This is a genomic window from Peribacillus frigoritolerans, from assembly GCF_030676415.1.
GTDB lineage: Bacteria > Bacillota > Bacilli > Bacillales > DSM-1321 > Peribacillus > Peribacillus frigoritolerans_A.
Window position 1 is genome coordinate 14,469 of record NZ_JAUUTW010000047.1, and the last position, 18,808, is coordinate 33,276.

21 protein-coding genes, 1 pseudogene and 1 other annotated feature are annotated in these 18,808 nt (G+C 39.3%); of the genes and pseudogenes, 18 read left to right on the plus strand and 4 right to left on the minus strand.

Translation table 11 applies throughout. The annotated features are described in order from the left end of the window. The first annotated feature begins 37 nt into the window (after window positions 1-37). The 3 genes from Q8G36_RS26250 (at window position 38) to Q8G36_RS26260 (ending at window position 2,010) form a co-directional block, all read left to right on the plus strand. Window positions 38-253, plus strand: a complete 216-nt coding sequence (locus Q8G36_RS26250; RefSeq protein ID WP_305162721.1) for a hypothetical protein — start codon at window positions 38-40, stop codon at window positions 251-253. Between the two features lie 219 nt (window positions 254-472). Beyond that, entirely contained in the window at window positions 473-1,477 is a 1,005-nt protein-coding gene (locus Q8G36_RS26255) for a phosphotransferase enzyme family protein (protein ID WP_305162722.1), read from the plus strand. Between the two features lie 11 nt (window positions 1,478-1,488). Beyond that, a complete protein-coding gene (locus Q8G36_RS26260; RefSeq protein WP_305162723.1) occupies window positions 1,489-2,010 on the plus strand; it encodes a GNAT family N-acetyltransferase in 522 nt (173 codons plus the stop codon). Between the two features lie 89 nt (window positions 2,011-2,099). On the opposite strand, the gene Q8G36_RS26265 is transcribed toward Q8G36_RS26260, so the two are convergent. Further along, window positions 2,100-2,897, minus strand: coding sequence for a peptidoglycan-binding protein (locus Q8G36_RS26265; protein ID WP_305162724.1), 798 nt, complete (start codon window positions 2,895-2,897; stop codon window positions 2,100-2,102). 293 nt (window positions 2,898-3,190) lie between these two features. On the opposite strand from Q8G36_RS26265, the gene Q8G36_RS26270 reads away from it, so the two are divergent. The 8 genes from Q8G36_RS26270 (at window position 3,191) to Q8G36_RS26305 (ending at window position 8,536) form a co-directional block, all read left to right on the plus strand. Beyond that, window positions 3,191-3,841 carry an HAD family hydrolase gene (locus tag Q8G36_RS26270; RefSeq protein WP_305162742.1) on the plus strand — a complete coding sequence of 217 codons (651 nt, stop codon included), beginning with the start codon at window positions 3,191-3,193 and terminating at the stop codon, window positions 3,839-3,841. A gap of 113 nt (window positions 3,842-3,954) precedes the next feature. Next, window positions 3,955-4,449, plus strand: a complete 495-nt coding sequence (locus Q8G36_RS26275; RefSeq protein WP_305162725.1) for a GNAT family N-acetyltransferase — start codon at window positions 3,955-3,957, stop codon at window positions 4,447-4,449. Window positions 4,450-4,498: 49 nt separating this feature from the next. Further along, on the plus strand, window positions 4,499-4,738 hold the full coding sequence (locus Q8G36_RS26280) for a hypothetical protein (RefSeq protein WP_305162726.1): 240 nt from the start codon (window positions 4,499-4,501) through the stop codon (window positions 4,736-4,738). 350 nt (window positions 4,739-5,088) lie between these two features. Beyond that, window positions 5,089-6,021, plus strand: coding sequence for an ABC transporter ATP-binding protein (locus Q8G36_RS26285; RefSeq protein ID WP_305162727.1), 933 nt, complete (start codon window positions 5,089-5,091; stop codon window positions 6,019-6,021). Continuing rightward, entirely contained in the window at window positions 6,021-6,974 is a 954-nt protein-coding gene (locus Q8G36_RS26290) for an ABC transporter permease (RefSeq protein ID WP_305162728.1), read from the plus strand. The genes Q8G36_RS26285 and Q8G36_RS26290 overlap by 1 nt, the downstream gene beginning before the upstream one ends. A gap of 157 nt (window positions 6,975-7,131) precedes the next feature. Next, entirely contained in the window at window positions 7,132-7,284 is a 153-nt protein-coding gene (locus tag Q8G36_RS26295; protein ID WP_305162729.1) for a hypothetical protein, read from the plus strand. Window positions 7,285-7,395: 111 nt separating this feature from the next. Beyond that, the gene (locus Q8G36_RS26300) at window positions 7,396-7,938 is read left to right on the plus strand and encodes a hypothetical protein (RefSeq protein WP_305162730.1); all 543 of its coding nucleotides are present in this window, start codon (window positions 7,396-7,398) and stop codon (window positions 7,936-7,938) included. A gap of 394 nt (window positions 7,939-8,332) precedes the next feature. Then, on the plus strand, window positions 8,333-8,536 hold the full coding sequence (locus Q8G36_RS26305) for a zinc ribbon domain-containing protein (RefSeq protein WP_063235873.1): 204 nt from the start codon (window positions 8,333-8,335) through the stop codon (window positions 8,534-8,536). A gap of 71 nt (window positions 8,537-8,607) precedes the next feature. Here Q8G36_RS26305 and Q8G36_RS26310 read toward each other — a convergent pair whose 3' ends face one another. Beyond that, window positions 8,608-9,474 carry a LysR family transcriptional regulator gene (locus tag Q8G36_RS26310; protein WP_305162731.1) on the minus strand — a complete coding sequence of 289 codons (867 nt, stop codon included), beginning with the start codon at window positions 9,472-9,474 and terminating at the stop codon, window positions 8,608-8,610. Between the two features lie 135 nt (window positions 9,475-9,609). Here Q8G36_RS26310 and Q8G36_RS26315 point away from each other — a divergent pair, with 135 nt between their 5' ends. Both Q8G36_RS26315 and Q8G36_RS26320 read left to right on the plus strand, forming a co-directional pair. Further along, window positions 9,610-10,743 carry an NADH-dependent flavin oxidoreductase gene (locus Q8G36_RS26315; protein ID WP_305162732.1) on the plus strand — a complete coding sequence of 378 codons (1,134 nt, stop codon included), beginning with the start codon at window positions 9,610-9,612 and terminating at the stop codon, window positions 10,741-10,743. Window positions 10,744-10,786: 43 nt separating this feature from the next. Beyond that, window positions 10,787-11,683: a DMT family transporter gene (locus Q8G36_RS26320; protein WP_305162733.1), complete on the plus strand. Its 897-nt coding sequence runs from the start codon at window positions 10,787-10,789 to the stop codon at window positions 11,681-11,683. A gap of 31 nt (window positions 11,684-11,714) precedes the next feature. On the opposite strand, the gene Q8G36_RS26325 is transcribed toward Q8G36_RS26320, so the two are convergent. Further along, window positions 11,715-13,124: a LysM peptidoglycan-binding domain-containing protein gene (locus Q8G36_RS26325; RefSeq protein ID WP_305162734.1), complete on the minus strand. Its 1,410-nt coding sequence runs from the start codon at window positions 13,122-13,124 to the stop codon at window positions 11,715-11,717. Between the two features lie 380 nt (window positions 13,125-13,504). Between Q8G36_RS26325 and Q8G36_RS26330 the strand changes: the two genes are divergently transcribed. The 5 genes from Q8G36_RS26330 to Q8G36_RS26350 all read left to right on the plus strand — a co-directional run bounded on the left by Q8G36_RS26330 (window position 13,505) and on the right by Q8G36_RS26350 (window position 18,573). Next, window positions 13,505-14,014 (plus strand): DinB family protein, encoded by a 510-nt coding sequence (locus tag Q8G36_RS26330; RefSeq protein ID WP_305162735.1) that lies wholly within the window; start codon window positions 13,505-13,507, stop codon window positions 14,012-14,014. A gap of 304 nt (window positions 14,015-14,318) precedes the next feature. After that, a complete protein-coding gene (locus tag Q8G36_RS26335; protein WP_305162736.1) occupies window positions 14,319-15,350 on the plus strand; it encodes a fatty acid desaturase in 1,032 nt (343 codons plus the stop codon). 93 nt (window positions 15,351-15,443) lie between these two features. Further along, window positions 15,444-15,989, plus strand: coding sequence for a response regulator (locus Q8G36_RS26340; protein ID WP_305162738.1), 546 nt, complete (start codon window positions 15,444-15,446; stop codon window positions 15,987-15,989). A 67-nt stretch (window positions 15,990-16,056) separates the two neighbouring features. Continuing rightward, window positions 16,057-16,275: a binding site (T-box leader), on the plus strand. Between the two features lie 33 nt (window positions 16,276-16,308). Next, window positions 16,309-17,988, plus strand: a complete 1,680-nt coding sequence (gene argS / locus Q8G36_RS26345; protein ID WP_370694126.1) for an arginine--tRNA ligase — start codon at window positions 16,309-16,311, stop codon at window positions 17,986-17,988. Between the two features lie 243 nt (window positions 17,989-18,231). Beyond that, window positions 18,232-18,573: an SIS domain-containing protein gene (locus Q8G36_RS26350; RefSeq protein WP_305162740.1), complete on the plus strand. Its 342-nt coding sequence runs from the start codon at window positions 18,232-18,234 to the stop codon at window positions 18,571-18,573. Between the two features lie 110 nt (window positions 18,574-18,683). On the opposite strand, the pseudogene Q8G36_RS26355 reads toward Q8G36_RS26350, so the two are convergent. Further along, window positions 18,684-18,808: pseudogene (locus tag Q8G36_RS26355) on the minus strand (NAD(P)/FAD-dependent oxidoreductase); the annotation flags it as partial.

The window sequence follows — 18,808 nt, forward strand, 5'->3', positions numbered from 1 at the left end:
TGGTTCGAACTCTACTATGTTTAAGAGGTGAAAATAGTTGTCAAATAATGAGGAACAAAACGGTAAATTAAATCGTCGGCAAGGTTCAGAGTATAACAATGATCCAGATTACAGAGTTAATGCTTGGGATGAAATGAATGGTGAAGATAAATTTGTACAATCAGCCATCCAAGAGGAATTCAATAATCCAGTAATCGAAGAAACTATCTTGAAGTTCAATAAAATAGCGAATGAAGAAGAAAAGGAAACTTGATTTTTGGACGCGCCCTAGAGGGCGTTTTTTATTTGAGAAGAAAGAAGGAGCCGCTAATAACTTATTATGCAAAAAAATATCTTTACCCTTGTAACCATAAAAATTTATAAAAAAGAAGATATACAAATAAAGGGAAAAGGCATTTTGGTATCGTATAAAGCATAGTATAAATCGTTTTTATTAATAAAGTTAGCAATATCATTAATGGGAGTGAAGATCATGGAAGCGGCAGTTGAACAGATTTTTTCTAATGAATTGGTGAAATTGGCTGGACATTTTTTTCAAGTGAATGCTGTGAATCCGGTTAAACTTGGAGATGCAGAGAACTATGTATTTGAGGTTTACAGGGATGGAACGCCATATATCCTAAGAATGACACATCAATCACATCGTACAAAAGATCAAGTGCTTGCTGAGTTAAAGTGGATTGAGCATTTACAGAATAATGGAAGTGGAATTCCTAAAGTAATCTCCTCGAAAGAAAAGAACGTAGTTGAAATTGTAAAGGGATCGGATGGTACGGAATTTTATTGTTGCCTGTTTGAAAAAGCCCCTGGTGTAAGGATGAAAGTCACCGATGAAAATTTCGATCTTCCTTTATTTTTTGAATGGGGAAGAACCATTGGCCAAATGCATAAGCAAACGAAAAGTTATAAGCCTGAAGCGGAATATAAAAGGCTGGATTGGTATGAAGAAGAATTATTGAATGTCCAGCTCTATCAATCCGACGTACCAGGGCAATTGATGCACCAACAAGAATTAATCATGAAGAAATTAAATGCCCTTCCAGTTCATCAAGATAATTTTGGATTGATTCATTCTGATATACATAACGGCAATTTCCATTTTCATGAGGGGAAGATTCATGTTTTTGACTTTGATGACTGTTCTTATCACTGGTTTGCCAGCGATTTGGCCATACCTCTGTACTATCTGATGTGGAGCTTGGAACGTGAAGGGATAGAAGGGCTCGAGGAATATGCCACAAAGTTCATGAGGGAATTCATAAAAGGTTATGAGACGGAAAATATCCTAGCACCTGTGGAATACGAAACGATTCCTCTATTTTTAAAGTTAAGGGATCTCACGTTATATAACTTTTTTCATAAAAAGTACGATTTGAAGAATGCGGATAGTCCATTATACAAAACCGTTCAAAAAATCGAACGTAGAATTATCGAAAGCCGTCCTATTGTTCACTACGATCCGAACGTGGTCCATTGAGGGGGATGGGAATGTCAGTAATGAAAAATTACATCATTCGGACTGGCGAATTGGAAGATGCGGAAGCCGTTTTGGATGTACAGAATTCCGTTATTTCCGAAGGAGAGTATTTTATTACAATATCAGAGGAGTTCAATAAAACACCCGAACAACAAAGAGATTGGATACGAAGGTTATTGGAAAATGAGAGAGAAACCATCATCGTGGCCGCAATAAATGGTGAAGTCATTGGATGGATAGGATTTCAATCGGAAAATAGGAAGAGAATGTCTCACAAGGGCTCATTTGGGATCATGATCAGAAAAAATTTCAGAGGGATGGGAATTGGAAAAGATCTTGTTCAAGCATTATTGGACTGGGCAGAAGCCAATCCGTTAATAGAAAAGGTGAGTTTGGGAGTTTTTTCGACAAATCATCGGGCAATAGCTTTGTACAAAAGTATGGGGTTTGTTGAAGAAGGACGAAAAATCAAGGAATTTAAGATGAGTGAACGTGAATACGTCGATGATATTATCATGTACAAGTTGGTTTGATCAGACCAAAAGAGCATGTATTGATTCCATACATGCTCTTTCGGTTTGTTATGTATCTATTTATATAAAAATGACGTTCCCGTCATGCATCATTTAATAACTTTAACCTTCACTTGCTTTCTTCCCCACGTTAAAGCATCCGCTTCTTTTGCGATGAAGACATCGATTCTGTTTCCTTTGATCGCGCCGCCCGTGTCTGCAGCGATGGCTTGTCCGTAGCCTTCGACTTCCACGATGGAGCCTAGCGGAATCACGTTCGGATCGACTGCTATAAGTTTGGCATCATCATATTTTTCTAAATCGACACCCATTCTTGTAGTGCCTGAACATCCCTCGCAGCTTGCTGTATAAGCTGTACTTGTAACCGTCAGTTCTTTAACGGCTGAGCTTGCTGAACTGGCTCTTTCTTCTAATTTACTGAAGGTCCGTGCACCGGCTATGCCGTCAGCGGATAATCCCTTTTGCTTTTGAAAGTTCATGACTGCTTGTTTTGTACCTGATCCATAAATGCCATCGACCGTTGATGAGTAAACATCCCAGGCTTTCAATAGCCTTTGCAGTTCAGCTACAGGTCTTCCCATATCCCCGCTTTTCAGTGTCTGTATTTTCTGATTCGTTTGTGTTCCTGATATACCATCGACTTTCAGCCCTGACTTTTCCTGAAACTTCTTTACGGATTCCTTTGTAATCGGTCCGTAGTAACCTGTTGCTTCATGATAGGGAAAAACCCCTTTTGTCAGTAATAATTCTTGTAATTCTTTAACATCACTATTACTCATTCCAAATGAAAGTGTGCGATCCAAAGCAGCGGCTTCGCCTTTAGTTGGCATGCAAACTCCTAGAATGAATACAGAAGCCGTTAGGATCGTTAATAAAATTTTCTTCATGTTTATCCTCCTCGTTGTTTCCTGCAATTAAACCATTCGTTAAACTATCACTCTTTTAGGCGCAGTTAAGGAAAAACACCGCGAAGGCACTAAGTAATTGTTAAAACATGTAACAGAAAGAAAAGATATGAGGCGGACATCGGGTTACCATATCCTCATTAATTGTCGAATTATGGGAAAAAATCAAGTTTCATATGAAACTAACGGAAACGTTTGGTTGAACAGGGGCTTTGATTCATGTACGTTTAAGTTAATAGAATTTCTATTGTAAGATTAAAGGAGGAAATCATTTGATTAAGGCAGTTATTTTTGACTTTGATGGCTTAATTTTAGACACGGAAACGGTTTGGTATGAGGCCTATAAAGAAACGATGGCTTTTTATAAATCTGATTTGCCTCTCGAACATTTTGTTACATGTATCGGAACCGATAATACTGAGCTAAATCAGTACTTCAAAGATCAGCTGGGGGAAAGGTGTAATATTGAAGAAATTGAATCCAGAGCAAAAAGCCTCCATGAAGTAAAGATGAAAACAGCACAGGCACGTGAAGGTGTGAAGGATTATCTAGAAGAAGCAAAGAAAAATGGATATACAATCGCCCTCGCTTCAAGCTCGACAAAAGAGTGGGTCACTCATCATTTGGGGGAACTCGGGCTGTTACACTATTTTGAAGTTATCATCACAGGGGATGATGTTGATAAAGTTAAACCAGCTCCTGATTTGTATGTAAAGGCAATTGAAGTCCTGGGCATTCAGCCTGCAGAAGCCGTAGCATTTGAAGATTCGTTAAATGGGCTTCAGGCGGCCCTGACTGCTGGGTTAAAGTGTGTAATCGTACCAAATCCCGTGACGGACGCTTTAGCTTTTGAAAACCATCATTTACGCCTCCGGTCCATGGCGGATAAGAGCTTGTCTGATGTTATCGAGAATATTGAGCAATAACGGTTCAACGGTAATTATAGTAAGATGAAAGAATGAAACCGCGCCGAAGATGGCAGAGTCTTCGGTTTTTCTGGTTTTAATGAATGTTATATATTGGTGTGGGGGATGAGTTTATGGGATTGCAAACAAATGACGAAGGAGTCCGGCTGCGGGAGGTCAAGGAGAGTGATCTTCCTATCTTTTTCGAGCAGCAATTGGATCCTGCCGCAAACTATATGGCTGCTTTCACATCTAAGGATCCATCAGACAAGGCGGCTTTTTTGACACACTGGAAGAACATCTTAACGAACCGGGATATTCAAAAAATGACCATACTCTGCAATGGGGGTGTGGCAGGCAGCATTCTCAAGTTTGAACAGTTTGGTAACCCGGAAGTGAGTTATTGGATCGGGAAGCAATTTTGGGGTAAAGGGATCGCTACATGTGCATTGCTCCATTTTTTGCCGAAAATAAAAGTCCGCCCTCTTTATGCCCGCGCAGCCAAGGATAACCTTGCATCGATCCGGGTGCTGGAAAAATGCGGATTTGAAAGATTCGATGAGGACAAAGGATATTCCCATGCAAGAGGCAAAGAGGTTGAAGAATTCATTTTGAAACTTGAAAGTTAAGATAATAATAACAATATCGTTTAGCCTATGAGGAAACGGGTGACAGACAATGGGATATAAGATTTTTTCCATCATTTTTATTTTATGTGGTCTTTTTGTAATGTGGTTCGCCATTTTTGGCAAAGAGAAAGAGATCAAAGAGTTCGGCTCCGGAATACCAACGAATTTCATCGATGTAATTTTAATGATGATATATAAGCTTTTACCTTCCGTTATTAGAAAAATCCTTCTATTTGCAATGGGTCTGGCCATTTCTATCGGATTTACCTATATATTGTTTAATTTATGATAAGTCTTCCTTATTAGATAAAATAATCCTGAAACTTTATTCTTTCGGAATCGTATTAAATGGTATTGATATATAGAGTCGTTGCTATTTCGAGGAAAAATGTGATGGCAGTGTTATCAATCATGGGGCGGGATAACGCTGACGGAAGGCTTTAATGAGAGGTAGATTTTATTGCGAAATAAGGATACGGACAAACGTTCATTGGGTAAAAGAACGGTAAAATTCAAATCTATTGATTGCAGCTGATTCACGTGGTGCTATATCCAAATATCAGTATAGTAATAATATGCATAATATGGTAATCTTGAATTTGTGTGATATTGGAAAATACAAAAAAAGGAAGGTGTTATATGTCTGAATCGGTTCTTAAGGTTCAATCCTTAACTAAAAAAATTGGAAAAGCAACCATTGTAGACAATGTTAGCTTTGAAATAAAAAGTAATGAAATATTTGGTTTGCTTGGTCCGAATGGGGCTGGTAAGACCACGATCATCCGTATGATCACAGGTCTCATCAATCGTACGGGCGGTACTGTCATGATCAATGGCAGTGACCTCGATCATGATTTCGAAGGTGCGATGAATCAATTGGGCGCCATTGTTGAAAACCCGGAGTTTTATAAGTACATGACAGGCAGAAAGAATATCCTGCATTATGCCCGAATGTCATCCAATGACATATCCAATGAGAGAATAGAAGAGGTCATAAAGCTTGTCAAACTGGATCATGCCATCGATAAGAAGGTTAAAACATATTCATTGGGGATGCGTCAGCGCCTTGGCGTGGCACAGGCCATTTTACATAAACCATCGTTATTGATTTTTGATGAACCGACGAATGGCTTGGATCCACAAGGGATTCGTGAGTTTCGTGATTATTTGAAAGTACTGGCAAGCGAAGGCGTCGGGATATTGATTTCATCCCATTTACTATCGGAAATGCAATTGATGTGTGATAGTTTTGCCGTTATCGAAAAGGGAAAACTGATACATACGAAAGAACATATATTAGATGAAAAAACCGAAACGATCAATGAAGTTTCATTTACTGTCAGTGATGGGGAGCTAGCTAAAAAAATCCTTCAAGAACAGTTTGGGGATATTACGATTCTAAAAAATGATGCGAAGACAATCTCCGTATCAGCCACTCGAAAACAAACGGCCGATATAAACAGGAGTTTTAATGTAAATCAACTGGATGTCTATGAAATTGGCATTACTAGAAAATCACTGGAAGATAAATTCTTTGAAATCACTGAGCAGGAAATGAGGGAGTCTGTATGATGTCCTTAGTAAAAAATGAATGGATGAAAATCTTTTCAAAAGTATCAACTTATCTATTCATCGCTTTTCTTTTATTGGCAGCATTAGGTACTGCAATCATCGATTATAAACTAAGTCCTGACGAAACGAATAAAGATTGGAAGCAAGAGTTAAACGCAGAAATACAAGAACAGAAAAAGGCTTTGGAAGCTAAGGAAATCAGTGAAGATGAAAAAGCCGCCATCACGGACGACATTAATTACAACAAGCAACTGTTGGCTGATAATATAAACCCTGACTTAAACACGAATTGGACCTATATGGCGGAATGGACTGTATTATTAACATCATTTGTCATTTTATTCGTCGTTATTGTTTGCAGCTCGCTCGTTTCCTCGGAATTTTCGGATGGCACCATTAAACAACTGTTGATCAGGCCTTATAAACGTTGGAAGATTCTACTTTCCAAATATATTACTTCCCTGTTATTTGCAGCGTTATTACTTGCGAGCCTACTTATATTCAGTTATCTAATCGGAATCATATTCTTTGGCAATGGTTCGTATTCAGACAAAATCATGGATCCTGCATCTTTCGAATTCAGCCCGGTGGTAGTCGGCGACTATTTCGTGGACATGATCGTTTACTGGATACCAGGATTCCTAGTCATCACGACCATCGCTTTCATGTTAAGCACATTATTTAAAAACCAAGCACTTGCAGTAGGTATATCCATTTTCATCCTATTTGCCTCTTCGACATTAAATATGGTCATTCAGTCATTCATCGGAAAATACGAGTGGTTAAAGTTCGTCTTATTCCCCCACCTCGATTTAAGGGGCTATATTTCCGGAACCATGGAAATGTTCGATGGAGCTACACTTGGATTCTCGATGGGTGTACTGGGAATCTATTATCTTATCTTTTTAGCGCTAACTTTCTTCTTCTTCCAGAAAAAAGATATCACTAATTAAATAATCCTTACCGGAAAAACCGAAATCAGTGGCTGATTTCGGTTTTTCTTATGCAACAGGAATGTTGCTACTTTGAATCTGGTGTAAAGTGAAACTTCATCCAATTTTATCCGTATATGATAATATGAGGATATTTAATTGGATGCAGGGATGTAAAATGAATAAAAATAAGGTTCTGTTAATTGGACTGATAGGATTCTCTTTTTTTCTAACGGGCTTGATCATATCACAATGGACAGTTGCTGGCGCAGTGATCGGAATAGGCGGAGGATTCATAATGGGGATCAGTTCCTACTTGTTTTCTAGTTAGTACCTCCTTTTACAGCGTAGGATATATACAATACATTATTGAATTGGGGCCTCCGTGGGAATGATTCGACCTATGCGGAAATAATCCGATAGAGATGGAGCAGATTTAAAGATGGGAAAAATGCATTATAAACGAAAGTTAGTCATTATATTTATTATTATTGGAACAGCATTAGGTTTCTATGTGTACTCGGCATTCTCTGAAAAATTGACAAAATCAACAGATTTGTCTGATGAATCTATCGGGGGATTTAAAGTTTTGGATAACATATCGAGTCAAGAATTTATTAGGGCATATGGAGAACCCATCGATCAAGATAATAATAATGCATATGATTATTATTATTGGAAAGGCGGGTTAAAAACGGCCTCTATCAATACAGACGAGGATAAAGGGAAAATTATGAGGTTAATCATTTCAAGTACGGACGACGATCTATTTGAAAACTCCCTTCAAACAAGCAAAGGTATTAAATTAGGAAGTAAGAAAGCGGACGTTCTTTCGAAGTACGGAGATCATTATTATAAAAGTTATGAACAGGGAGCGGATATTATCGGCTACATTGACCATGAACGGAATATTACTTTAGAATTTTGGTGTGTTCAAGGTGGAAGGGTTGCAGAAATACGATTGGATGATGCAGATGTCATTTAATGTTTTTTCATCAGTGTCCTCGGTTAAGGAATTTGGTCGTTTAAGAAAGCGATGCGATAAATAATATGTTCATTAAAAATTTCATCTATCATTACATCATTTATCCAATCATATTTGTTGGGGTATATGTTTTATTTACTATTTTTAAACTAGATGATACCCCGGTTCCCATAAATGATGTTCTGCATAGAATTTTACTCTATTATTTTGCAATAAGTGTTTATCATGCTTTGCCTACCATAAAGGCTAAGGGGAAATAAAAAGGAACTGCCATTTTTTTGCATAATATGCTGAAACCATTTAGTACTTTATCCGTATATTTAATTATGTACGGTGATGGGAAGAAGCGGTTTTATAGGAATTATTATTTTTATAGATTGGGAGATGAAGGATCATGAGCGAAAAGGGTTGCATGAAATGCGGAAGCAATGATGCTGCTAAGAAGGATGTAGCCATGACAGGAACAGGGTTGTCAAAAATGTTCGATGTCCAGAATAATCAATTTACGGTTGTGTATTGCAAGCAGTGCGGTTATTCGGAGTTTTATAATAAGCAATCATCGGCAGGCAGTAATCTGCTGGATCTATTCTTTGGATGATCACGCACGATAAGAATCCCCTTTTTCATGAAAAGGGGATTTTTGTTTTTTTTCTTCATTATGTCAGCTCATTACCTGATGAAATGGTCTTGAACGAGTTTTGAAAATTCCTTTGCGGCTGGTGAAAGGTGTTTAGATGATTTCATGACCAATCCAATCTCACGGGAGAGTTCGGGGTTCAAGGGCAGGCTTTTGATGCGTTCGGGTTTTTCCGGTAAAGCAAGGTCGGGCATAATTGTGATGCCTAATTTTCCTGCTACCATTGATAGCACCGTTTGATTGTCTTTAATTTCGTATGAAATGTTTGGTTTTATCTTGGCTTCCAGGAATCTATCTTCTATAAGTGTTTCACAGCCGGATCGCAGCATGATGAATGGTTCATCAACGAAGTCCTCTAGGTTAATAGCGGTTCTCCCTGAAAGTGGATGGCCTTCGTATACGACAGCTGATAAAGGATCTGTTAGCAGATGGATGAATTCCACGTTCTTCACTGGTTTTGCTGCAAAGCCGATGTCCACTGTTCCTTCTTCGATCCATTTTATGATTTCCTCATATCCACCTTCATAAATCAGCAATTCGATAGTAGGGTATTTTTCATTAAAGGCAGAGAATAGCAGCGGTATGAATCTGGCAGTAAAGCTTGGAAAACTGCCGATCGTTATTTTCCCGATTTCCATTCCATTCACAGCTGCAACTTTTTGTTCAATATGTGCAAGGTTGGCAGCGATAGCCCGCATATGTGGAATAACCTGTTCTCCCGCAGTCGTGAGTGTTATACCTTTGCGGTCACGCTTTAATAAAGTCACACCAAGTTCCGTTTCAAGTGCTGTAATGTTATGGCTCACGCCTGATTGAGTCAGTCCGATCCGGTCTCCCGCTTTCGTAAAACTTCCGTGTTCAACAACATGTAAAAAGACTTCCAACTGAAAAAAATTCAAATGTCCACTCCTTTCTTCTAATTGATTATACATGAGAAACTCTAATCCAAGTAATGAAAAACATTCATTTTACTTATGGTGTGGTCAAGAATACAATAAAATTACAAAAATAAAATACGAATGGGTGATGGAAAAATGATGAAACGGAAATACGAGCAAATTTTTTCACCGTACACGCTTTCTAATGGAACGGTTCTTAAAAACAGGATTGTAGTTGCGCCCATGACCACTTATTCAGGTCAAGAGGATGGTTTAGTTTCTGACCAGGAATTAGCTTACTATAAAAGAAGGGCAGATGGACCTGCCATTTTCATTACTGCCGCTGCCGCCATTTCCCCTGTTGCGACAAGCTTTCCACGGCAAATGAAAGTATATGATGAACAAAGCATCGCAGGACTCACACAGCTTTCAAAAACGATCAAATCAAAAGATGCAAAAGCCATTCTCCAGCTTCATCATGGCGGAAGCGAAAGCCTTCCAAGCTGTACAGGCGGAGAAAAAATGGTCAGTCCGAGTGGAATCATTGCAAGCGTTTATAAAGAAATGGGCGGGGAATACATTCCAAGGACAATGAGCCACACTGAGATTCTATCCACTATTCAAGACTTTGGAAGAGCCACCCGCCATGCCATTCGTTCAGGATTCGACGGCGTGGAAATCCATGGAGCGAATGGATATCTCCTTCAGCAGTTTTTCTCACCCCACTCTAACAGACGGAGAGATCATTGGGGAGGGAGTTTGGAGAATAGAATGCATTTTCCACTTGCCGTCATCGCGGAGGTGAAGCGGATCCGTGATCTATACGCAGACAAGGAATTCGTTATTGGATATCGCTTCTCCCCCGAAGAACCGGAAGAAGGCGGATTGAAAATGGGTGATACAGCTGCGTTGGTAGATAAATTGGCAACCCAGGGGCTTTCCTATTTACATCTTTCAGTGAAAAATGTCTGGTCCATCCCCAGAAGCGGATTGAACATGGGGTTAACAAGGACCGAAATCATCCGCGATATCATCGCTGGCAGGACCAGTTTCATATCACTTGGATCGATTCATACTCCAGAGGAAGCAAATGCTGTGCTTGAGAAAAATATACCGCTTTTCGCTTTAGGAAGGGAATTACTGATGGAACCGGACTGGGCCGCCAAAATAAAGGAAGGCAGGGAAGACGAGATCATGACGACCTTGCTGCACGATAGCAGGTGTAAATTAAGTATTCCTGATCAAATGTGGGCGAATATCATCACTCGTGACGGCATGCCGGAGAAATGATAATATGAATGTAAAAAATGGAAATTTCATGAGGGGAAATTAAATGAATAAAATAGCACTTCTTCAACTGTCTCTAGCCATGACAATCTTTGGTTCTGTCGGTTTCTTTTCAGAATTATCAGGACTTCCTGCATTGGAACTGGTTTTTGTACGATGCATTTGTGCTGCCATATTCTTATGTGCAGCATGGATGATTACAGGACATATCAAGAACGAAATATGGAATGGTAGAGAAGTAATGCTCATCATTTTCTGCGCGGTGGCAAACTTGTTAAACTGGATATTCCTCTTTAAATCTTTCGAACTGATATCCGTGACAATTGCCATTTCGCTCTATCATTTAGCGCCGATCATTGTACTCATTATAGGGAGCTTCATCTTTAGGGAGAAAATGAGTTTATTCTCCATCCTGGCCATTTCACTATGCTTCATAGGCACATTATTGATTATGGGAACAGATGGATTTCGATCATCAACTCCTGAATGGGAAGGCATCATTTATGGAATCATTGCTGCATTTTTCTATGCGGCAACCATGCTTTTAGGAAAGAGCATTACAAAGACCAGTGTATATGCGACCACTTTTCTGCAAATGTTCATTGGATTTCTATTACTGATTCCTTTTGTCGATTTTTCAGTATACACAACCTTGCAATCTTCCGAATGGTTTTATACAGTACTTACTGGCATCATTCATACAGGCGTCGTGTATCTGCTGTTTTTTAATAGTATTCGCCATTTGCCTACAAATGTAGTATCTTTCATGATTTTTGTAGATCCGGCAGTTGCCATCCTTTTGGATATTCTGCTTTCAGGATTTCAACCGGACGGTATTCAAATTTTGGGTATTGCATTGATATTTATTGGTGTGCTTTATTCACTTAAGACGACAAGACCGACTGAAAATGATGTCATGCAGAAAAGGCCGCACACAATGTGAGGCCTTTTTCCTTTATGGTTTTTCCATTAACCTATTGATTAAAATGATAGACATCCCAAATGTCGGGGGTTTCTGATCCAATGTACCAAGCAGCTGTACCGCCTAGATGATTTTGTTTTACCAGGTCAAGGCGGAGCTTCATCGATTTTTTATCCTCAATCCAAATTTGATGCTTTTTCCCTTTGGAAGTATACTCCACGTAATTTTGTTGAGTCTTTTTATCCCATACCTTTTTAAGTTTATGAGATGAAATGATTTTGTTGACCTCAGCCATGGTACGGTCATGACTTTTAACTTTATTGTTCGATAAATCGGTTACCCATTCTCTCGTATAAAATGGTACAGCCAATATGATCTTATGAGCAGGTACTTCTTTCATTAAAAGCTTGGTTCCTTCTTTGATCCAAGGTAACGAGGAAACGGACCCGGCTACTGGGCTCCCTCCCCAATGCTCGTCGTAACCCATTATGATAATGTAGTCTGCTATTTTGCCAAGTGCTTTCCTATCTAGACTTTTTGACCAAAAAGGGTCGTCATTTTCTCGGGTGACATCCACGGATACTTTAATTCCATGCGGTTTTAGTGCCTTTTTTAGTTCGCCTATGAAAAGTACAAAGTCCTTCTTATTTTTTGGATCGATGTTTTCAAAATCTACATTTATTCCATCACTTTTAGTTTTAACAAGTGAATCACGTAAAGCTGAAACTAATTTCTGGCGTTTTTTTGTACTGCCTAGTATCGAACCAGTTAAAACAGGGTCAAATTTATTACCGATTAGCTGCCAAACTTGTTTTCCTTGTTTATGAGCGTTTTGGACGAATTTTGCATCTGCAGAAACGGAAACGAAATTACCGGTATCCGTCAGCGTATAGGAACGAGGAGAAACTACATTTAAATTGGGTTGTTTAATTTGTTGCGTGTAGTTTTCTTTCGAGCCATTATGCGTCCAGCCCATGACGATAGGTTTTTGCGCCTTTTTTTGAAGCTGGGTTTTCTTTATCCATCCCTTTTTTCCGCCAAGCAATTGAACCTGGTAGTAATAATCCGGAACCTTCAATTTTTGGCCAACTTTAAGGGTAACCGAACTTAAGTTATTTAATTTCGTCAAATCGCTTGTGGTTACCTTGTATTTAGTAGAAATCTTCCACAATGTATCTCCTGATACAACCTTATGGATCTTATACTTTTGGGGAATCTTCAGGTTTTGGCCGACAGTTATTTCGGAAGAAGTCAATTTATTTTCTTTTTGTAGCGCACTTACTGTAACACCATAATGATTTGCTATTTTCCATAATGTGTTTCCAGTCTTTACTTTATGAATGATAGGCCCTGCGGAATCCCCAACGGAAGAAGAAATGATGGGAAACGCCTCGCCCTTTTTTAAGGTCTTTAATAGAGTAGAACCTAATTTAGGAGAACTAAAAACTTTTGTATTGTCCACTTTAACAGAACCTATGTATTGGGTTTTACTTGATGAATGACCACTGGTTGGAAAGAGACATATACAAAGAAGGATTAACATAATAAAACATCCAAAGAATTTTTTCACAATTATTTTATTCCCCTTTGTAAAATTTAACTTTACTAGTTTACTATGGAGGATAGCTATAAAATAGAGGTACATTGTGGAAAGGCTCTATAATAAGAAAAGAGGGAATCTAAAAGGATTACGATTCTGCTGTTGTAGCAAAACCCACACTAAGGTAGGTCGAATTATTGGGGTGAGTGTGTCGAATTATATCGCTGTAGGGCGACTTAATCCTTGTGAAGAACAATTAATTCGTTAGTTCTAGTCCATATATGAAGAAGGGGAGATTTTATATGTCACATTTTGCATTACAGTTTTATGATTTTAACGTATGGGCAAATAAACAGATTTTCAACCGCTTAAAAGAGCTTCCAAAGGAAGTTTACCATCAAGAAGTTCAAAGTGTGTTTTCATCGATATCGAGTGTGATGGCCCATGTGTATCTTTCCGATCTGGGGTGGGTGGAGGTTTTTTCCGGTAAAAGCATGAATCATGCATTGATGTTGGCTGAAAAACTGAAAGAACAAACAGAGTCAAAGGAATTAGAGGAAATGGAGGCCATGTTTTTTGAGTTGTCCGAGCGGTACAAATCGTTGCTTAGCCAAAAAGAAAATATAGATAAACCGCTTATAATTGAGAATCCATCTGGCGGCCAAATGAAAATAAGTGTAGCCGGATTGGTACCGCATGTCGTGAATCATGGAACATATCACCGTGGCAATATCACAGCCATGTTACGCCAAATGGGTTATCCTTCTGCTTCGACGGATTATGGTCTTTATTTATTTTTAAAAGGAGAGTAACTGGATTTCATTTGCTTACTGCTGGGGGACTGTAAGCCTGACATTGAAAAAGGCTAAAAAAGACCGTCTATTGACAGTCCTGTTCTTAAAGTAAGGCTACCTGTTATTTTGAAGAAAACGAAATCCTATACATATGGACAGGTTAACCGGTTTTTACTGGTTGGCCTTTTTTACCCGTTTGCCGTTGAAAATGACTTGTACATGACATTTGTCATATTCTAGTCATGACACCTGGTACTAATAATATCAGGTGGATTTCTTTATACTATGAAATAACGACAAATAAAGGAAGTGCAATTGAATAATGACCTTGCAAAATACGAAGAACTTGAGAAAACAAATTGCTCCTTTTGAACAATCAACGACAAAGCAAAGTATATGGCAGATCATCAATACTTTGGGGCCGTTCATTATTTTATGGTACCTAGCATATATAAGTCTTTCCGTTTCTTATTGGTTAACCTTAATTCCAGCTGTGATTGCTGCTGGCTTCTTGACAAGAATATTCATTATTTTTCATGATTGTACGCATCATTCATTTTTCAAAAGCCGCCGTGCGAATAGAATAGTCGGGACAATCATGGGTGTTTTGACTTTATTCCCGTTTGATCAATGGGGACATGAGCATTCTGTGCATCACGCAACAAGCGGTAATTTGGATAAGCGGGGTACAGGGGATATTTGGACCCTTACTGTCGATGAGTATTTGGCTGCACCGCTTAAACTTCGTTTTGCCTATCGTTTTTATCGCAATCCATTGGTTATGTTTGGTGTGGGACCAATTTATGTCTTCCTTCTTAAAAATAGATTTAACCGTAAAGGTGCAAGAAAGAAGGAAAAAATGAATACGTATTTGACGAATGCAATAATCGTCGTTTTAGCGGCATTGCTTTGCCTGGCAGTAGGCTGGCAGTCGTTCCTTCTGGTACAAGGTTCCATTTTCATGATTTCTGGTTCAGTGGGCATTTGGCTGTTTTACGTCCAGCATACATTTGAGGACTCTTATTTTGAAGAAAATGAGGAGTGGGAATATGTATTGGCAGCAGTGGAAGGAAGTTCTTTTTATAAGCTTCCAAAACTGATGCAGTTCCTTACTGGTAATATCGGTTACCATCATGTTCACCATTTAAGTCCAAGGGTGCCTAACTATAAATTGGAAATGGCGCACAATAATACGCAGCCTTTAGAGAACGTTCCAACGATTACTCTTGCGACAAGCTTGCGCTCACTCCGTTTCCGTTTATGGGATGAGGAATCCAAGAATTTTGTCGGTTTCAAAGATATAAAATATTTAACGAAAAAAAGTGTTCCCGCTCAAGTGAAATCTGAACTGTAACGTTCATGTATCATTCCAGACTCCCTTAATAATCCTTGGATTTTGGGGAGTCTTTGCTTCATATAAGGAACTCGATAAAGGAGAGAACTTAAAATGATTCGAATTGTCATTGCAGAGAATCAGCAAATGCTGTTAGAGGCAATAAGTTCTCTACTCAATCTTGAAGAAGATATAGAAATTGTCGGGCAAGCCAGTAATGGAGAAGAAGCGATGGCTCTTGTACACCAATTACAGCCTGATGTGTGTATCATGGATATGGAGATGCCTGTAATGAGCGGACTTGAGGCAGCTGAAGCATTAAAGTCATTTGAATGTAAAGTGGTCATTTTAACGACATTTCGAAGGATTGGTTATTTTCAACTCGCATTAAAAGCTAATGTAAGTGGTTATTTATTAAAGGATAGCCCGGGTGAAGAGTTAGCCTGCTCGATTCGCAGCATAATGGATGGCAAGCGAATATACTCCCCAGAACTTATAGATGAGTCTTCCGGCAATAATGGCCGGGAAATGGGAGTGTTAGGGCTGTTAGCCGATGGTCAATCCAAAATTGAACCGTCTAATCAGCAAAGCGACACAATTGGGACAGTAAGGAAATATTTTTTGACCATCAAGGATAAAATGAAGTTACCGGCTGGTTAGGATTTGTTTCTTAAATCCTGTTGACACGTTTTTTTAAATTGTGTACGATGGATTAAATTATAATATTCAAAATTCTATGATGAAGAGAGTAGTTCATTTTGAAATGGAAAGCGAGTTAGGGATGGTGGGAGCCTAATGCAGGACGGATGAATGAAGCGCACTTTGGAGAAATTTCTTGAAACGTTTAGTAGGGAACATCGGGGAGTCACCTCGTTAACAATGGAAAGTGGTCACAATTTGTGGCAACTAGAGTGGTACCACGGGAATTCATGCTCTCGTCTCTTATTTAGAGGCGGGGGCTTTTTTGTTTAGGAGGAAAATGACGATGAATAAACCAATAGCAGAATTGATTTCAACTGTTTTGAACAATGAAATGCCAGCAAGTGAAATAGAAAAATTAATGGAAAAGCCAAAATTGGTGGAGTTAGGTGATATCGCCTTTCCGTGCTTTACTCTTGCAAAAAAATTCAAAAAATCGCCTCAAGTGATTGCGTCTGAAATAGCCCAACAATTAAACAGTAAGTTGATCCAAGAAGTGAACGTTGTGGGTGGTTATCTGAATATCTTCGTCAATCAACAGATGGTGACGGAAAACGTGCTGCAAACGATATTAAGGGAAAAGGATCAGTATGGTTCGATGCAGCCTGTACAGGAAAATGTCGTGATTGATTATTCCTCCCCGAATATTGCCAAGCCTTTTTCCATGGGGCACTTACGCTCAACGGTCATAGGGAATGCACTGGCTAACATTGCCGAAAAAAATGGCTACAATGCCGTGCGTATTAATCATTTAGGAGATTGGGGCACGCAATTCGGTAAGCTGATTGTCGCGTATAAGCTGTGGGGCGACAAAGAGGCAATCGAAGCTTCGCCGATTCAGGAATTATTGAAAATCTATGTGAAGTTCCATGAAAGAGCTGAAACCGATGAATCGTTGAATGAACAAGCACGTGCAAGCTTCAAGTCGCTTGAAGATGGGGACGAGGAAGCACTGGCATTGTGGAAATGGTTCAGGGATGCGTCCCTAAAAGAGTTTGAGACGATTTATGATTTATTGGGCATCCGTTTTGACTCCTATGCCGGTGAAGCGTTTTACAATGACAAAATGGATGCTGTTGTCGGGGAACTAAAAGAAAAAGGCTTACTTACCCTATCCGAAGGTGCCTATGTCGTGCAATTGGAAGATATGCCGCCTTGTTTAATTACGAAAACGGACGGTGCGACGCTTTATGCCACGCGTGATTTAGCTGCAGCCATGTATCGTAAAAAACATTATGAGGCGAGGAAAACATTTTATGTTGTCGGAAACGAACAATCCCTGCACTTTAAACAACTCTTTAACGTCATTGAAAAAATGGGGTATGATTGGTCAAAAGATTTACAGCACGTAGCATTTGGCATGATGTTAAAAGACGGTAAGAAAATGTCGACACGTAAAGGGAAAGTCGTGCTGCTTGCGGATGTACTGGCAGAGGCGATCGAAACTGCGAAGAGCAATATTGAAGAAAAAAATCAAGCGCTTGAACAGAAAGAACTGGTTGCTAGACAAGTTGGTGTCGGAGCGGTAATCTTTAATGATTTAAAAAATAACCGCATGAACGATATTGATTTTTCATTAGAGCAAATGATGAATTTTGAGGGAGAAACGGGTCCATATGTACAGTACACATTTGCGCGAATTTCCTCATTGCTTGAAAAAGGTGAATTTAAAGAGCAGGCCATCCAGTATGACGCTTTAGGAGAATATGCGTGGCCAGTCATCCAGCTATTGGAGCAATACCCGATCATTGTCCAAAAATCATTTGAACAAGCCGACCCATCACAAATCGCGAAATTCAGCTTGCATTTATCGCGTGCTTTCAATAAGTATTATGCACATACGAAAATCTTAGTTGAAGATGAATGGAAACAAATGAAGCTTTCATTCGCTTTTTCCGTAGCGATAGTATTGAAGGATGCGTTAAGTTTATTGGGAATTTCAACGCCGAATAAAATGTAAAGTTTAAATGTCCCTGTAAACAAAGGAATCCATTTTGAACATTCAAAATGGATTCTTTAAAATAATGAAAAACCGCCTACCCAGTGACATCGAACCAGGGGGATTTACCATCAAGTTCACCGTTGTAATGGATCGTGATATACTCGCCAGCCTTTATGTCTTTATGTGCATAAAAGTCTATCGTTAGTCGCATTCGGAGTGTATGAATGATTAGCGATCCATTTCCTAAGGCAACCTGGTGCAGTGATACCATATGCGAAAGGCGATCTGATCATAGCCATTAGCGGGAGCGGCTCGACGAAAAGTGTGATAGCGGTTGCGGCAAAAGGCAGGGAAGTGGGATACAAGGTGTTTTCGATCACGCCGAATGACCAATCGGATTTAGCGAATGTCTCTCATGAGGTCTTGGTGATTCCAGCTGCAACAAAAAATCGCTTGGATCATGAAACGAAAAGCGTCCAGCCGTTAAGTGCATTGTTTGATCAATGCGTACATGTTTTATGTGATGCAGTATGCTTGGACTATTCATTAACCGAGTCCATTAGCCACGAGCGTACTTATTCCAAACATAGTAATGTTGAGTGAAAAAGGCGGGCTCCCTTCAGCGGATGCCCGCCTTTTTTGAACAAAAATGCCCTTACTCCCAAAACGGGAATAAAGGGCATGTACCGTGAACATGTCACGGCGATAATGAATTAATAAGCCAAGCTGAATAGGGCTTTGATGTGTGATAGATAGCGAACATTACTTGCTTCTTTCATCAATGTAGCCGGCAGACCTTTAAGGGAAGTGTTATTGGCCCCGACGGTTGCCACTGCAT

Bases quoted from the DNA above. Each gene is read 5' to 3' on its own strand.
- Q8G36_RS26255 (WP_305162722.1), top strand. From the start codon at position 473: ATGGAAGCGGCAGTTGAACAGATTTTTTCTAATGAATTGGTGAAATTG.
- Q8G36_RS26260 (WP_305162723.1), top strand. From the start codon at position 1,489: ATGTCAGTAATGAAAAATTACATCATTCGGACTGGCGAATTGGAAGAT.
- Q8G36_RS26265 (WP_305162724.1), bottom strand. From the start codon at position 2,897: ATGAAGAAAATTTTATTAACGATCCTAACGGCTTCTGTATTCATTCTA.
- Q8G36_RS26275 (WP_305162725.1), top strand. From the start codon at position 3,955: ATGGGATTGCAAACAAATGACGAAGGAGTCCGGCTGCGGGAGGTCAAG.
- Q8G36_RS26280 (WP_305162726.1), top strand. From the start codon at position 4,499: ATGGGATATAAGATTTTTTCCATCATTTTTATTTTATGTGGTCTTTTT.
- Q8G36_RS26285 (WP_305162727.1), top strand. From the start codon at position 5,089: ATGTCTGAATCGGTTCTTAAGGTTCAATCCTTAACTAAAAAAATTGGA.
- Q8G36_RS26290 (WP_305162728.1), top strand. From the start codon at position 6,021: ATGTCCTTAGTAAAAAATGAATGGATGAAAATCTTTTCAAAAGTATCA.
- Q8G36_RS26295 (WP_305162729.1), top strand. From the start codon at position 7,132: ATGAATAAAAATAAGGTTCTGTTAATTGGACTGATAGGATTCTCTTTT.
- Q8G36_RS26300 (WP_305162730.1), top strand. From the start codon at position 7,396: ATGGGAAAAATGCATTATAAACGAAAGTTAGTCATTATATTTATTATT.
- Q8G36_RS26305 (WP_063235873.1), top strand. From the start codon at position 8,333: ATGAGCGAAAAGGGTTGCATGAAATGCGGAAGCAATGATGCTGCTAAG.
- Q8G36_RS26315 (WP_305162732.1), top strand. From the start codon at position 9,610: ATGATGAAACGGAAATACGAGCAAATTTTTTCACCGTACACGCTTTCT.
- Q8G36_RS26320 (WP_305162733.1), top strand. From the start codon at position 10,787: ATGAATAAAATAGCACTTCTTCAACTGTCTCTAGCCATGACAATCTTT.
- Q8G36_RS26330 (WP_305162735.1), top strand. From the start codon at position 13,505: ATGTCACATTTTGCATTACAGTTTTATGATTTTAACGTATGGGCAAAT.
- Q8G36_RS26335 (WP_305162736.1), top strand. From the start codon at position 14,319: ATGACCTTGCAAAATACGAAGAACTTGAGAAAACAAATTGCTCCTTTT.
- Q8G36_RS26340 (WP_305162738.1), top strand. From the start codon at position 15,444: ATGATTCGAATTGTCATTGCAGAGAATCAGCAAATGCTGTTAGAGGCA.
- argS (WP_370694126.1), top strand. From the start codon at position 16,309: ATGACGATGAATAAACCAATAGCAGAATTGATTTCAACTGTTTTGAAC.